Annotated in this window: 13 protein-coding genes; 9 read left to right on the top strand and 4 right to left on the bottom strand. The window is 54.7% G+C overall.

Going from position 1 to position 14,251, the window contains the following annotated elements; all coding sequences use genetic code 11:
• Window positions 1–132: 132 nt before the first annotated feature.
• Window positions 133–1,332, bottom strand: coding sequence for an HhoA/HhoB/HtrA family serine endopeptidase (locus LKE08_RS23750; RefSeq protein WP_324706751.1), 1,200 nt, complete (start codon window positions 1,330–1,332; stop codon window positions 133–135).
• Between the two features lie 247 nt (window positions 1,333–1,579).
• On the opposite strand from LKE08_RS23750, the gene LKE08_RS23745 reads away from it, so the two are divergent.
• The 5 genes from LKE08_RS23745 (at window position 1,580) to LKE08_RS23725 (ending at window position 9,296) form a co-directional block, all read left to right on the top strand.
• Window positions 1,580–2,608, top strand: a complete 1,029-nt coding sequence (locus LKE08_RS23745) for a PleD family two-component system response regulator (protein WP_324706750.1) — start codon at window positions 1,580–1,582, stop codon at window positions 2,606–2,608.
• Window positions 2,609–2,773: 165 nt separating this feature from the next.
• Window positions 2,774–6,616 carry a GAF domain-containing protein gene (locus tag LKE08_RS23740; protein WP_324706749.1) on the top strand — a complete coding sequence of 1,281 codons (3,843 nt, stop codon included), beginning with the start codon at window positions 2,774–2,776 and terminating at the stop codon, window positions 6,614–6,616.
• 228 nt (window positions 6,617–6,844) lie between these two features.
• The gene (locus LKE08_RS23735) at window positions 6,845–7,288 is read left to right on the top strand and encodes a hypothetical protein (protein WP_324706748.1); all 444 of its coding nucleotides are present in this window, start codon (window positions 6,845–6,847) and stop codon (window positions 7,286–7,288) included.
• Window positions 7,289–7,350: 62 nt separating this feature from the next.
• Entirely contained in the window at window positions 7,351–8,361 is a 1,011-nt protein-coding gene (locus tag LKE08_RS23730) for an NAD(P)-dependent oxidoreductase (protein WP_324706747.1), read from the top strand.
• A gap of 278 nt (window positions 8,362–8,639) precedes the next feature.
• On the top strand, window positions 8,640–9,296 hold the full coding sequence (locus LKE08_RS23725; RefSeq protein WP_375341461.1) for a Uma2 family endonuclease: 657 nt from the start codon (window positions 8,640–8,642) through the stop codon (window positions 9,294–9,296).
• 177 nt (window positions 9,297–9,473) lie between these two features.
• Here the strand turns inward: LKE08_RS23725 and LKE08_RS23720 are convergent, their stop codons facing one another.
• Window positions 9,474–9,722: a UPF0175 family protein gene (locus LKE08_RS23720; protein WP_324706746.1), complete on the bottom strand. Its 249-nt coding sequence runs from the start codon at window positions 9,720–9,722 to the stop codon at window positions 9,474–9,476.
• 316 nt (window positions 9,723–10,038) lie between these two features.
• Between LKE08_RS23720 and LKE08_RS23715 the strand changes: the two genes are divergently transcribed.
• Window positions 10,039–10,152, top strand: a complete 114-nt coding sequence (locus tag LKE08_RS23715; protein WP_324706752.1) for a TerD family protein — start codon at window positions 10,039–10,041, stop codon at window positions 10,150–10,152.
• 132 nt (window positions 10,153–10,284) lie between these two features.
• Here the strand turns inward: LKE08_RS23715 and LKE08_RS23710 are convergent, their stop codons facing one another.
• Window positions 10,285–10,467 (bottom strand): hypothetical protein, encoded by a 183-nt coding sequence (locus LKE08_RS23710; RefSeq protein WP_324706745.1) that lies wholly within the window; start codon window positions 10,465–10,467, stop codon window positions 10,285–10,287.
• A 274-nt stretch (window positions 10,468–10,741) separates the two neighbouring features.
• On the opposite strand from LKE08_RS23710, the gene LKE08_RS23705 reads away from it, so the two are divergent.
• The gene (locus tag LKE08_RS23705) at window positions 10,742–11,011 is read left to right on the top strand and encodes a hypothetical protein (RefSeq protein WP_324706744.1); all 270 of its coding nucleotides are present in this window, start codon (window positions 10,742–10,744) and stop codon (window positions 11,009–11,011) included.
• A gap of 66 nt (window positions 11,012–11,077) precedes the next feature.
• Here the strand turns inward: LKE08_RS23705 and LKE08_RS23700 are convergent, their stop codons facing one another.
• Window positions 11,078–11,617 (bottom strand): SWIM zinc finger family protein, encoded by a 540-nt coding sequence (locus LKE08_RS23700; protein ID WP_324706743.1) that lies wholly within the window; start codon window positions 11,615–11,617, stop codon window positions 11,078–11,080.
• A 287-nt stretch (window positions 11,618–11,904) separates the two neighbouring features.
• Between LKE08_RS23700 and leuC the strand changes: the two genes are divergently transcribed.
• Window positions 11,905–13,308 carry a 3-isopropylmalate dehydratase large subunit gene (gene leuC, locus LKE08_RS23695; RefSeq protein WP_324706742.1) on the top strand — a complete coding sequence of 468 codons (1,404 nt, stop codon included), beginning with the start codon at window positions 11,905–11,907 and terminating at the stop codon, window positions 13,306–13,308.
• Window positions 13,309–13,530: 222 nt separating this feature from the next.
• Window positions 13,531–14,136: a 3-isopropylmalate dehydratase small subunit gene (gene leuD / locus LKE08_RS23690; protein WP_324706741.1), complete on the top strand. Its 606-nt coding sequence runs from the start codon at window positions 13,531–13,533 to the stop codon at window positions 14,134–14,136.
• Window positions 14,137–14,251 lie beyond the last annotated feature (115 nt).

The following is a 14,251-nucleotide window of genomic DNA, read 5'->3' as shown; positions in this document are numbered from 1 at the left end:
GGGGGCAACCGTCTCTGGTTGCCCGCCCAATTGTAGTTGGGTCTGTGTGGGGGCAACCGTCTCTGGTTGCCCGCCCAGTTGTAGTTGTGTCTGTGTGGGGGCAACCTTATAGAGTTGCCCACCCAGTTGCACCTAGCCTTCATTCGCCATCGTTCCGGTGCGGACCGCCAAAGTTTGAATTTGGCCGTTGCGCTGCAATTCCATTTGCAATCGACCGCCCACCCCGATGTTTTCCACCGCTTCCTGAACCTCGGCGGCATCCTTAATCGCTTTGCCGTCGATCTTGGCGATCACGTCACCCGATCGCAACCCCGCCTCGTGGGCCGGAGAACCGGGAACCACCCGCACGATCAGCACCCCCCGGTCAGCCTGCACGCTCAAACCGCTGTTGGGGTCGCCGTTGATATCCTCCTTCACCTGGGGGTCCAACGTGACCATTTGGATGCCCAAAAACGGATGTTCCACCTTGCCATTGGCGATAATTTGGTCGGCGATATTTTCCACCCGATTGATGGGGATGGCGAATCCCAACCCCTGGGCGCCCTGGATGATCGCCGTGTTCATGCCGATCACTTCGCCCCGTTGGTTCAGCAGCGGCCCGCCGGAATTTCCGGGGTTGATTGCCGCGTCGGTTTGGATGAAACTCACCCGCTTGTCCGGGGCGCCGATGTCGCTGCTCGATCGGCCCGTGGCGCTGATAATTCCCATCGTCACCGTATTTTCCAGTCCGAGGGGATTTCCGATCGCGATCGCCATTTCTCCGGGCTGCAACCGCTCGGAATCGCCCAAACTCACCGTCGGCAGGTCGTCCGCCTCGATCTTCACCACCGCCACGTCCGTCACCGGGTCCGTCCCCAGAACTCGGCCTTCAAACTCCCGGCCGTCCCGCAGGGTGACGCGCACATCCGTCGCCCCGTCCACCACGTGAGCGTTGGTGAGGATGCGCCCGTCCGCGCCGACGATAAATCCAGACCCCTCGCCCCGAACCGTCCGCTCTCGGGGGACATCGGGCATTCCGGGGCCGAAAAATTGGCCGAAAAACGGATCTTGAAACGCATCCGGGACATTTGTTTCCACGGTTTTCGCCGTATCGATCCGCACCACTGCCGCTCCCACCCGCTCCACCACGGCACTCACGAGGTTGGGATTTTGGGCCAGGGAAGCATCCGGGGAAACTTGGGAAGCGATCGGTTCTTCTGGAGTTATGCTTGAGGAACGGGCATCGGAGGTGTAGGTCGTGACCCCCCAAGTGGCCGCCGCGCCCAACAGCGCCATCGACAGATAGGCGATCGGTTGAAACCGGGGACCGGAGGATTTCGATAAATCTTGCATGGCTCAAACCTTTGATTAACTTACGATTCCTAAGTTAAATCGGGGATTTGACGGATTCGTTGCATCCGTGTGACGGCGATATGAAATTTTGGTCCGGTATCGAGTCGGCGGTGGGGGGGTTGGAAATGGCTACACGGTTGTATCATAGAGGGATAGATTGCTTCAATTTTGAGATCTATCCCGATCGCCCGCTGATCGCCCGTACCCATCCCATTTTTCTGTCTCTTTCCGGTTTCCTAACGCGCCAATGATCCGGCTTCCAAACCATTCCAAGTTGGGTAATATTTTGCTGGTTGACGACAAACCGGATAACTTGCGACTGCTCTCGGAGATGTTGATCGACAACGGCTATGAAGTCCGGCGCGTCACCAAGGGCAAAATGGCGCTGATCACGGCTCGGGCTTCCCCCCCGGATTTGGTGCTGCTCGACATCAAGATGCCGGACATGGACGGCTACGAAGTCTGTGTGCAACTCAAAGCCGACAGCCGCACCGCCGAAATTCCCGTCATTTTCATGAGTGCTTTGGACGAGCTGCCCGATAAAGTCAAAGCCTTCACGATGGGGGGGGTCGATTACATTACCAAACCCTTTCAAGTCGAAGAAGTGTTGGTGCGGGTCAAAACTCAAATCACATTGCGGCGGCAGCAGCAACAACTGCAAATCCAGAATCGACAACTTCAAGAAGAGATTCAGAGGCGAAAGGAAATCGAAGCGGCCCTGCAGCGATCGCAATCCGAATTGCAAAAAGCCAACGCCGAACTGTACCGCCTCGCCCATCTCGACGGCCTCACCCACGTCGCCAACCGACGCCGATTTGACGAATACATCGATCGCGAATGGCGGCGTCTGGCCCGGGAGGGGCAACCCCTGTCCCTGATCATGTGCGACGTCGATTATTTCAAACCCTACAACGACCACTACGGCCATCAGATGGGGGACGACTGCCTGCGGGCGATCGCCCGAGCCATCAGCGACTCCCTCAAACGGCCCGCGGACCTGGCGGCCCGGTACGGCGGAGAAGAATTCGCGGTCTTGCTGCCCAACACCCCCTTGGACGGCGCGATCGCCGTAGCCGAAGACATCTCGCGATCGGTGCGGCACCTGGAAATCCCCCACCCCCACTCTCAAATCGGTGCGATCGTCACCCTCAGTTTCGGCGTCGGCAGTCAAATTCCCCACCCCGAAAACCACCCCTCCACCCTCATCGATCTGGCCGATCGCGCCCTGTACCAGTCCAAAGAACACGGCCGCGATCGTGTCACCGCCCTGCCATAGTAGGAGGGTGTAGGGGGTAGGGTGTAGGGTGTAGGGAAATCTCAAATCGGGGCGCAAGCCAGGGGCCCCGACAAGACCATCGAGAAGTTTGTACGGTCAAAAAAACAAAAAATATAATTATTAATTATTAATTGTTAATTGTTAATTGTTAATTGTTAATTGCAAATGTCCGAACTCACCCCCAACACCCCGACGCGGGAAGAACTGATGCAAGAATTAGCCGCCCTACGCCGGCAGGTCGCCCAACTCAAATCCCCGGCGGCCGAATCTTCCCAGGTCGCCCAACAAAAAGCCCTGTTCGCCGTGATCGGCAAAATCCGGGAATCCCTCGACCTCGAAAGCATCTTCACCTCCACCGCCCGGGAAGTACGGCAACTCCTCGACGCCGATCGCGTCGGGATGTACCGCTTCGACACCGACTCCCAATATCAATGCGGAGAATTCGTCTCGGAAGACGTCCTGCCCGAGTATAACTGTGCCCTGGCCGCCAAAATCAGTGACCACTGTTTCGGAGAGCATCACGCCCGATACTACCGACAGGGGCGAATTTGGATGGCCGAAGACATCTACACCCTGCCCCTGGCCCGCTGTCACGTCCAAATTTTGGCACGGTTTCAGGTGCGGGCCAACCTCGTCGTGCCCCTGTTGCAGGGGGAGAACCTGTGGGGACTCCTGTGCATCCACCAATGTTCCGGCCCCCGGCGGTGGCGTCCGCCGGAGATCGAATTCGTCCGCCAAATCGCCACCCACCTGGGTATCGCCCTCCAACACGCCGAATTCGTGCAAAAGTTGCAGCGGCAGTCCGACGACCTCACCCAGGCGGTGGCCCAGGCCGTGCAGCGGGAGAAGGCCGTAGCCGCGATCATCAACAAGATCCGCGAGTCCCTGAACCTGGAGACGATCTTCGACACCAGCACCCAAGAAGTCCGCCAGTTGCTCGAGTGCGATCGCGTCGTGATTTATCGCTTCAACGCCGACTGGAGCGGCGAATTCATGGTGGAATCCCAAGCCGACGGGTGGCTCTCCCTGATGAACCTCCAGCACCGGGATGCGTCTGTGAGAGCCAATATCAGCGAGTGCAGCCTCAAATACTTATCCAGCTCCCCCAACGTCGATACCCACCTCCAAGAAACCGAGGGAGGTCCGTTCAGCCGGGGCGAGGTGTTTCGGGTCTGCGACGACATCTACAAAGCCGGATTTTCCGACTGTTACATCGACATCCTGGAGCGCTACCAAGCCCGGGCCTACGCCATCATCGCCATCTATCAAAATCAACAGTTGTGGGGGCTGCTGGCCGCCTTTCAAAATTCCGGGCCCCGGGTGTGGACTTCGCCCGAGATCAACTTTCTCATGCAAATCGGCGCCCAACTCGGCGTCGCCATCCAACAGGCTCAACTGTTGGCTCAGACGAAACAGCAAAAGGAAAAACTCCAGACCACCCTGGAAATCGAACTGCGTCGCAAAGCCGAACATTTGCTGCGGGAAGCGGAGCGGGAGCGAGCCCTGGCTCAAGTGATCGACAAAATTCGGCGCACCCTCGACATCGACACCATCTTTCAGACCGCCACTCGGGAAGTCCGCCAACTGCTCGAAGCCGATCGCGTCGCCGTCTTCCGCTTCGATTCCACCTCAAATCATACCCGCGGCCAGTTTATTTCCGAGGACGTTTTGCCAGCCTTCAACTCCACCCTCACCCGGAGGATTCAAGACCCTTGTTTTACGGGCAAACTCGTCTCCGGATACCAGCACTCCCGGCTCCAGTCCGTCGCCGACATTTACGAGGCCCGTTTGAATCCCTGCTACATTCGACTGCTCGAAGCGTTTCAAATTCGCGCCAATTTGGTGATCCCCCTGTTAAAAGGGAGCCAACTTTGGGGATTGCTCTGCATCCACCAGTGTTCGGCCCCCCGCCACTGGAAAGCTTCGGAGGTGGAATTTGTCCGCAAAATTGCCACCCAACTCGGCGTCGCCATCCAACAGGCACAATTGCTGACCCGGGCTCAGCAACAGTCCGAAGAACAGGCCAAAGCCGCCCGACAGGAACGGGCCCTGGCGCGGGTGATCGAAACCATCCGGCAGACGTTGGATATCGACATGATTTTCAAGGCGACGGCCCAGGAAGTGCGGCAGATCCTCCGCTGCGATCGCGTCGTGGTTTACCGAAACTTGCCCGACTCGAAGGGGCAATTTTTATTCGAGTCCGCCATCGCCGGGAGCCCGACATTGAAAGATGCCCCCGAAAAAGAAATCTGGTTTTCCGAACACCTGCTCGAAAGTCCGGGAAATACCCATCAAAATAGCCACCGGCGGGCGATCGACGACATCTACACCGCCCCCCTCTCCGACTCCCACCGCCGCCTGATGGAGCGGTTCGACATCCGCGCCTACCTCGTCGCCCCCGTTTTCCTCGGCGAAACCCAGTGGGGGATGCTCGGCGTCTACCAACACCGCCTCCCCCGCCATTGGGAATCTCGGGAAGTCAGCTTGCTGCTGCAAATTGCCAACCAATTGGGGGTCGCCCTCCAGCAAGTCGAACTGATGGACCAGTTGCAAAGGGCGAAGGAGACGGCCGACGCCGCCAACCGGGCTAAGAGCGAATTTTTGGCCAAGATGAGCCACGAGTTGCGGACCCCCCTGAATGCCATCCTGGGTTTCACCCAAATTCTCGCCCGCGACGACCACCTGAACCCGTCCCAGCGGGAGCAGGTCAAAATTATCGGCCGCTCCGGGGAACACCTGTTGGAACTGATCAACGACGTTTTGGAAATGTCCAAGATCGAAGCGGGCCGCATCACCTTCAACGAGGACAGTTTTGACCTGCATTACCTGTTGGGCAATTTGGAGGAAATGTTGGGGTTGCGGGCGAAAAACAAGGGACTCCAGTTGTTTTTCGACTGCAGACCCGAGGTGCCCCAATATGTGAAAACCGACGAGAACAAGCTCCGCCAAGTTCTGATCAATTTGTTGGGAAATGCGATCAAATTTACCGATCGCGGACAAGTCACCTTGCGGGTGCAATGTTCCCCCCGCCCGCACCCCGACGGGACGATTTTGGCCTTTGAAGTCGAAGACACCGGCCCCGGAATCGCCCAGGCGGAGATCCCCCTGCTATTTGAAGCGTTCGGACAGACGGAGACGGGCCGCAAGTCCAACGAGGGCACGGGTTTGGGATTGCCGATCAGCCAAAAATTCGTGCGGATGATGGGTGGCGAGATCTCCGTTAACACTCGGGTGGGACACGGCACCACGGTTCAATTTGAAATCCTCGTCAAAGCCGCCGATCGCAAAGAGATTCCCGCCCAACCCAATCCCAAACGGGTCATCGGTTTAGCTCCCGGAGAACCGACTTACCGAATTTTGGTGGTTGAAGATGCCGAGGAAAATCGCCGCGTGCTGGTGCATTTGCTCTCCGAGGTGGGTTTTGAGGTGCGGGAGGCCGAAAACGGCTTGCAGGCCCTCAGAACCTCCGCTGAGTGGTTCCCCCATCTGGTCTGGATGGATATGCGGATGCCGGTGATGGACGGTTTGGAGGCGACCCGCCGGATCAAAACCGAAATTCCCCCCGATCGCGTCCCGACGATTATCGCTCTGACAGCCCACGCCTTCGAGGAGGAGCGATCGCGCATTTTGGCGGCGGGGTGCGATGATTTCGTCAGCAAGCCTTTCCGCGAGGCGATCTTATTCGATCAAATGGCACAACATTTGGGGGTGCGCTACGAATATAAAGATAATCTGGAATTGATGTCCCCAGAAACCGAGTCCCCCCCGACTTGCGACCTCCCATCCGCGACGATCGGCGATCGCCTCCGGGAAATGCCGAAAACCTGGATCGCGCGAGTGCACCGGGCCGTCTTGTGTACGGACGAACCCGAAATTCTCGCCCTGATCGCAGAAATTCCCGAATCCCAAGCGGATTTGGGCCGCTGCCTCAGAGAGTTGACGGATAATTTTGAGTTCGACCAAATTTTGGAGATGACGGAACCGATAGCCGGAGAATCGGGAGTTTGAGGATTTTCGTCGCCATGTTCGCCCGTTTCTCCCGAGCATCGATACGCTCCGGATATTCCGCCGCTCCCGGTGCATAGAAAAAATAGGATATTCTAGAATAGCCCCAAGGATCAACCGAGCGATCGCGGTTTTTCTCGATCTCGACGATGCACGGCATTCGTCAGAGTCATTGGGAAACGAATAAAATGTACACAGGATATGGTGACGTAGTAGCATCCGGGAGAATTAATGAGTAGCAATCACAAAATATTGGCCGTTACCCGACCCAAGAAACCCCCCGAACCAGAGACAAAGCCTGTCGCGGATCAAACGGAGAAGCCGGAAGATACCAAACGTCCGACCCCCAATCCGGAAGACTCCAAACGCCCGAACTTCAACAAGGACCGGCCCCGCCCGTCGAGACTCCCCAAACCCGTCAAGCACAAACCCAAACCCCTGGTGGAACTCTCGGAAGCCAAAAATCCCCAGGGCGAAGTGTTCGCGATCGGCGATAAAATTTGGGTGCGGGCACCGTGGGGCCTGTGGGCGATCGCAGAAATTACGCAATTTTATGAAAGCAGCCCCGACACTATCCTGGCCAATTTTATCCCCAAACAAGAGAAGCCAGATTGGACTTGGGATGGCGGTATGATCCGCGCTGAATTGCTCCAAAAAGCTGATTCAGACGCTTAATTCCAGATCCGCTGTCAATTCCATCCGTCCCCCTTTCGTTTCTGTCGGGAGGGGGATTTTGAATGGGGGCGGAGGGGCAGGGGGGCGGAGGGGCGGAGGAAGCGGAGGGAGCGGAGGAGGCGAAGGGAGTCTCTGTCTTCTTATTGCCTATTGCCTATTGCCTATTCCCTAAAATTAAAAACTGGAGTAACCGGACGCACCACATGAAAGTTGGATTGATCGGAACGGGACTGATGGGACAGCCGATGGCTGGGCGGTTCTTGGAAGTCGGGTTGGAGGTTGTCGCCTATAATCGTACCCCGGAGAAATTGGCACCGTTGCAGGAGGCGGGTGCAGAAATTGCCGCGTCTCCCGGAGATGCGATCGCCGCGGCGGACTGTACAATTTTGATGTTGGCGGACGCCCCCGCCATCGAAGCGGTAGTCCTCTCCCCCAATGTTAAGGCAAAATGGCGCGATCGCACCGCCATTCAGATGGGAACCATCGCCCCCCGGGAAAGTCGGGACATCCGGGATGCCATTGTCGCCGCCGGGGGAGATTATCTGGAAGCCCCAGTTTTGGGCAGCATCCCCCAAGTCAAATCCGGTACGCTACAGGTGATGGTGGGGGGAACGCCGCAACAGTTGGAACGGTGGACGCCGGTACTCAAACACCTGGGAGAACCGATGTTAATTGGAGAGGTGGGATCGGCGGCGGCGGTGAAATTGGCCCTCAACCAACTGATCGCTTCGTTAACCGCCGCATTCGGGTTGAGTCTCAGCTTCATCCAACGCCAGGGGGCAGATGTTGAAACTTTTATGAAGATCCTCCGGGAAAGTGCCTTGTACGCCCCCACTTTTGACAAAAAGCTACAACGCATGGTTGACGGGAATTATGGCGATCCCAACTTTCCCAGCAAACATTTGCTCAAAGATACGAAATTATTCCAAAATGAGGCGATCGCGTCTCAGTTGAATCCCCAAAGTTTGGACGGGGTGCGATTAGTAATTGAACGGGCGATCGGGGAATTGGATTTGGCTGATGTCGATTATTCTTCCCTGGTGGAAGCGATCCGAAAATCCCCGAACGACTGACCTTGGGCCGAAGAAACCGGGTTTCTATGGGAGTTTTTTTTGAAGAACGAGAGATGCTGGTAGAAACCCGGTTTCTAGCTATCTGGTGGGGCGAAGAAACCGGGTTTCTATGGAAGTTTTTTGGGAAGAACGAGAGAGACTGGTAGAAACCCGGTTTCTAGGTATCTGGTGAGCGAACCGCCCCCACTTAACCGATGATGAAGGCACGACGGATTGTCAAAGTCCAAAACTACGGGTAATATAGAATAAATGTCGATTTGTCCTTTGGAATGATGAGCATGAATCCACCCTGTACCCTCAGCGTCAGTGATACCTGGGTTCCTGCCACCTGGGACGAATACCTTCGGGCTTTGGATGACCCCGCCCACGCCAAATCCAAGGGATATTACAGCAATGGGCGAATGCGATTGGAAATGCAACTATCCGTCGGCTTCGATCACAGCAAAGATCATGGAATTATCGCTCTTGCCATTAATCTCTATGGTATTTTGAAAGGCATTCCATTCACGATTTTAGACAATTGTTCCTTCCGCAAAACGGGCTATACAGAATTTCAGCCGGATTTGGCTTATTATATTGGCACCCAGGCAACCGCCATCCCCGGCGGCACCGATATTGTCAATCTGGAAAAGTATCCGGTGCCGAATTTGGTGGTGGAGGTGGCGAAATCATCCCTGTTGGACGATCGCACTGTCAAGCGAGTCCTCTACGAAGATGTGGGGATTTCCGAGTATTGGATTGTGAAGGTGGAAACAGCCGAAGTATTGGCTTATCAAATGAGCGATCGCGGCAGCCAGCGAATTGATGTCTCTCTCATGTTTCCAGGGTTGGAAATAGCGACCCTGGACGAGGCTCTCAAACGCAGCCGCAGCCAAGATCAGTCCCAGGTGGGCGCCTGGTTAATGGCACAGTTTCAACCCGCCGCAAATAGCTGACCCCTGAAAACTCGCGACAGATTGCAAAAGCTCAAGAATTTTTACGCCATGTTAAGGATTGCGAGGGAAACGGTTTTTTGTGGGGAGGAAGAAACCGGGTTTCTAGGGAGATTTTTTTTGGAATGAGAGATGTTGGTAGAAACCCGGTTTCTAGGTGTCTGGTGGGAAGAAATGATTTTAACCATCCAAAAATCCGGATTGAATCGCTTCTATATCCTCTGTAAAATCATCGGTGTCGTATTGCCGAACAATATGATTTTCTCCCAACAGTTTTTGAAATTCCCACACGGAATAATCCAACAATCGACGGGCTTGACCAAAGGTAAATATTTTATTTTGATAGAGTTGCATGGCAATTTGTTCCAAAACTGCCCTTTCCCCTTGCTCAATTAATTCGAGGGGAATTTGTATATTAATTGCTTGCATCCACCATTACCTCATGATTTCAAAAGACATTTATTAATTACTGGGTCATTTCCACCTTTTTGACAATTGTAGCATGGTTTTCGGATAAGAAACCCGGTTTCTAGATATCTGTGGGGAGATGAGAGGGCTAAGAAACCGGGTTTCTAGGGGAGATGTGGGTGGGGATTGAGAGATGTTGGTAGAAACCCGGTTTCTAGGTGTCTGGTGGGGGTGCGAAGAAACCGGGTTTATGGCTATCTGGTGGGGCGAAGCTAACCCGCCTTGAAATCAATTTCAAGGCTCATATTAGTACAAGTCCACTTAATATGAAGATAAAATCTCGATGTTGATGGGGGAGGTTTCTCGAAATGGCTCCCAGTGGAAGTTTAAGGCGTTGGGCGATTCTTTCGCTGATGATATGAATGGGGTTGTTTCTTCTTTTATGCAGTAGGTTAAGGTTGCCAGCACTGTAGAACAGACAAAATGTCTGTTCTACTAGCGTTTTAGAACATGAAACCCTTGGGGCATTGTAATTAAGCCACTATTTTTTTACAGCTACCAAAAAGCTGAGGGTTTAATCTGACTAATTCTTGCGATCGTTGTTATCTTTACCGTTTTCTAGCGTGTTAATACTTTCATCTAACTTGGCAGCATTACCGGCAGCAAACAATCCGTCAAAAACGTCATTGCCTTTTTTTCCTGCTACTGCTCCTCCTACTGCAGACAAAACTATGGTTAGAGTAATGGGATCGATTATAGCAATCATAGCTTCCTCTTTGTTTGAACTATTTACAGGTATGTGAAGCAAATGGCAGTTGTTAAAGATTCTAAGGAACAACCACATTTGCAATAGTGTTGCGAACAACCAGATCAAATCGTCGAGGCATTTTTGAATATATTAACTTCTAATTTGGTTGAAAGTTGAATGGCTATTTGGTGAGACGAAGAAACCGGGTTTCTAGGAAATGTTTTTGGTCAGAATGAGAAATACTGGTAGAAACCCGGTTTCTAGCTATCTAGCGACAAATGTTGAAATTTTTGTGAAGATCCGCCGCGACGGTGCCTCCCATGCTTCCGGGTTCGATCGCAGCCTAGAACCCCTGACGGACGGGAATTATGCCGATCGCAATTTTCCCACCAAACATTTACTCAAACATACGAAATTATTCCAAAATGAGGCGATCGCGTCTAATTTTAACACCGAAAGTTTGCAGGGGGTGCGATTAGTAATTGAACGGGCGATCGCGGAATTGAATTTGGCGGATGTCGATTATTCTTCCCTGGTGGAAGCGATCCGAAAATCTCAATAACCGGCAAAAAAATTCCCACATTTCCCCAAACTTGAGAGATGTGGGAAATCAAAAACAGATCGGAAACTAACGGGACTGGGATCGGCACAGTTCGGCCGCGATTTGGTGTTTACAAATGGTCTGGCGGTAGCGCCAATCTTCGCAGGTGCATTCCCCATCTTTGACCAAAGATAAGGTACTGCGATTTTCATTCCAAACCACCGCCCCTTGGGGAATCAGGCGGACTTGCAGGGGCGCGATCGCCACCCGGTTGTAACGGGACAGGAACGATTTCGCCTCGGCTTGTGCGATACAAATCGTCACCCGTTGGGTCTGCAAATGAATGCCGGATTTGTTAATTTTCGATTTCAAGATTAGGGTATCTTTCAAGCCCTTAAGCTTCAGGTACAGCGACCAAATTTTGTTAAATTCGGCTTTAGAAATCAGGCGACTCCAGCGACCTTCAGGGGTCGAGTACACCAGCCGGGGAGTCTCGCCGATGCCGATACTGTCGATGGTTTCAATTTTAATCGGCCGGGAAACCAAAGGGGTAATTTGGGGGAATTGAGGTTCCGCGAGGGGAGACGGAGAAACCCCAAACTGCATTTTCGCTGCAGGGGCGATCATCGGGTGTCTCATTGTGATATTATGCCCTTGTGATCAAAATATTGGGGACTGAGCGCTCTATCCAAAACCAAGGGGGGAGAGCGCTCTTTTGTCTCCTCTATTGTAACATATTTCGAGAGCGATCGCTCGCTCAACCCGAAGCGGGAAGGGGACTTGAGGCATTTTCGTCCAGTCGGATGCCCGGAGTCCAAAGGATTCTCCATCGCCCCCATTTCCTCGGAGCACCAAAAACGGTAAAATTGACAACAGATTTAAGCGCGTTGGATACGCCGATTCAGCCCGGTCTTATGAGCAAAGGAACACTATTCGATAAAGTTTGGGACTTGCACGCCGTCGGAACCCTGCCATCCGGTCAGACGCAACTCTTCATCGGCCTGCACCTGATCCACGAGGTGACGAGTCCCCAAGCCTTCGCCATGTTGCGCGATCGCAACCTGAACGTCCTCTTCCCCGATCGCACCGTCGCCACGGTCGATCATATCGTCCCCACGGAAAACCAAGCCCGTCCCTTCGCCGACGTCCTCGCCGAAGAGATGATGCGGGCCCTGGAACAAAGCTGCGCCGAACACGGCATCCGGTTCTACAATATCGGTTCCGGCAACCAGGGCATCGTCCACGTCATCGCCCCGGAACAGGGGTTAACCCAACCGGGGATGACCATCGCCTGCGGGGACTCCCACACCTCCACCCACGGGGCTTTCGGCGCGATCGCCTTCGGCATCGGCACCTCCCAAGTCCGGGACGTCCTCGCCTCCCAAACCCTGGCCCTGTCGAAACTCAAAGTCCGTCGCATCGAAGTCAACGGCCAACTGCGCCCGGGGGTCTACGCCAAAGATGTCGTCCTCCACATCATCCGCAAACTGGGGGTGAAAGGCGGCGTCGGCTACGCCTACGAATACGCCGGGACCACCATCGAAGCCATGTCGATGGAAGAACGGATGACCATCTGCAATATGTCCATCGAAGGGGGCGCCCGCTGCGGCTACGTCAACCCCGACGCGGTGACTTACGACTATTTGAAAGACCGGGATTTCGCCCCCAAAGGGGAAAATTGGGAAAAAGCGATCGCCTGGTGGGACCAGATCCGCAGCGACACCGATGCGGTTTACGATGATGTCATCACCTTCGACGCCGCCGATATCCCCCCCACCGTTACCTGGGGCATCACCCCCGGCCAGGGCATCGGCGTGGACGAGGCCATCCCCGACCCCGGACACCTGCCGGAGGGCGATCGCGCGATCGCCCAAGAAGCCTACCGCTACATGGAATTCACCCCCGGAACCCCCATCCGTGGCACCAAAGTGGACGTCTGCTTCATCGGCAGTTGCACCAACGGACGGTTGAGTGACCTGCGGGAAGCCGCAAAATTCGCCCAAGGCCGGAAAGTCGCCGAGGGTGTGAAAGCCTTCGTCGTCCCCGGTTCGGAACGGGTCAAAAAAGCGGCAGAAGCCGAAGGCCTCGATCGCATCTTCCAAGACGCCGGCTTCGAGTGGCGGGAGGCCGGTTGTTCCATGTGTCTGGCCATGAACCCGGACAAATTGCAGGGCAACCAGATCAGCGCCTCCTCCTCCAACCGCAACTTCAAAGGCCGCCAAGGTTCATCCACCGGACGCACCCTCCTGATGAGCCCCGCGATGGTCGTCGCCGCAGCCATCAACGGAACGGTCGCAGACGTCCGCGAGTTAATTTAATTTGGGTGTAGGGTGTAGGGTGTGGGGTGTAGGGACAATCGATCGGTCATAATTGTCAATTTCCCGGCTCATTCCCTACAGCGTTTTTCAAATTGGCGAGGTGCGGTCTGGGGTCAAAGTCCCCCTTTTTAAGGGGGATTTAGGGGGATCATCCATATCTCATCGGATCGAAAACCGCTATTTTCACTTTTCACTTTTCACTTTTCACTTTTCACTTTCCCCATGAGTCAAATTCAAACAGTTTCCGGCAAAGGCATTCCCCTCGTCGGCGGGGATATCGACACCGATCGCATCATTCCGGCGCGGTTTTTGCGCTGCGTCACCTTCGACGGTTTAGGGGAACAGGCGTTTGCCGACGATCGCCAACAATTAAATGGCAATCACCCCTTCGATCTCCCCCAATATCAAGGGGCGAATATTCTGGTCGTCAACCACAACTTCGGCTGCGGGTCCTCCCGCGAACACGCCCCCCAAGCGTTGGCAAAATGGGGCATTCAGGCGATCGTCGGGGAGAGTTTCGCCGAAATCTTTTTGGGCAATTGCGGCGCGATGGGGGTTCCCTGCGTGACGGCCGAACCGGACGCCGTGAAGCGGTTGCAGGCGGCCTTAGAAGCCGATCCACAGGCGGAAATGGTGCTCGATCTCGGGGCGATGCAGGTCCGCTGCGGGGATATTGCGATCGACGTCAAAATGAACGAAGGATCGCGGCAGGCGTTCATAAACGGCAGTTGGGACAACTGCGGCCAGTTGGTCGCCAATGCGGACAAAGTTCGCGCCACGGCCACACAACTGCCCTATTTGCAGTGGGACAATCCGGCTGCGTCCTAATTAATTGGACATCAGATCCAGTTTTTAACCGCACCAACTCCCCAATCATCGACCGATGATTTTGGCTGGTAGGGGCGCAAGGCTTGCGCCCTCGGGGAATTGATTCCCAAGCGGT

The sequence above is a fragment of the Lyngbya sp. CCY1209 genome (assembly GCF_035615495.1).
Lineage (GTDB): Bacteria > Cyanobacteriota > Cyanobacteriia > Cyanobacteriales > Microcoleaceae > Limnospira.
This window is presented reverse-complemented; position numbering and strand designations above follow the sequence as displayed.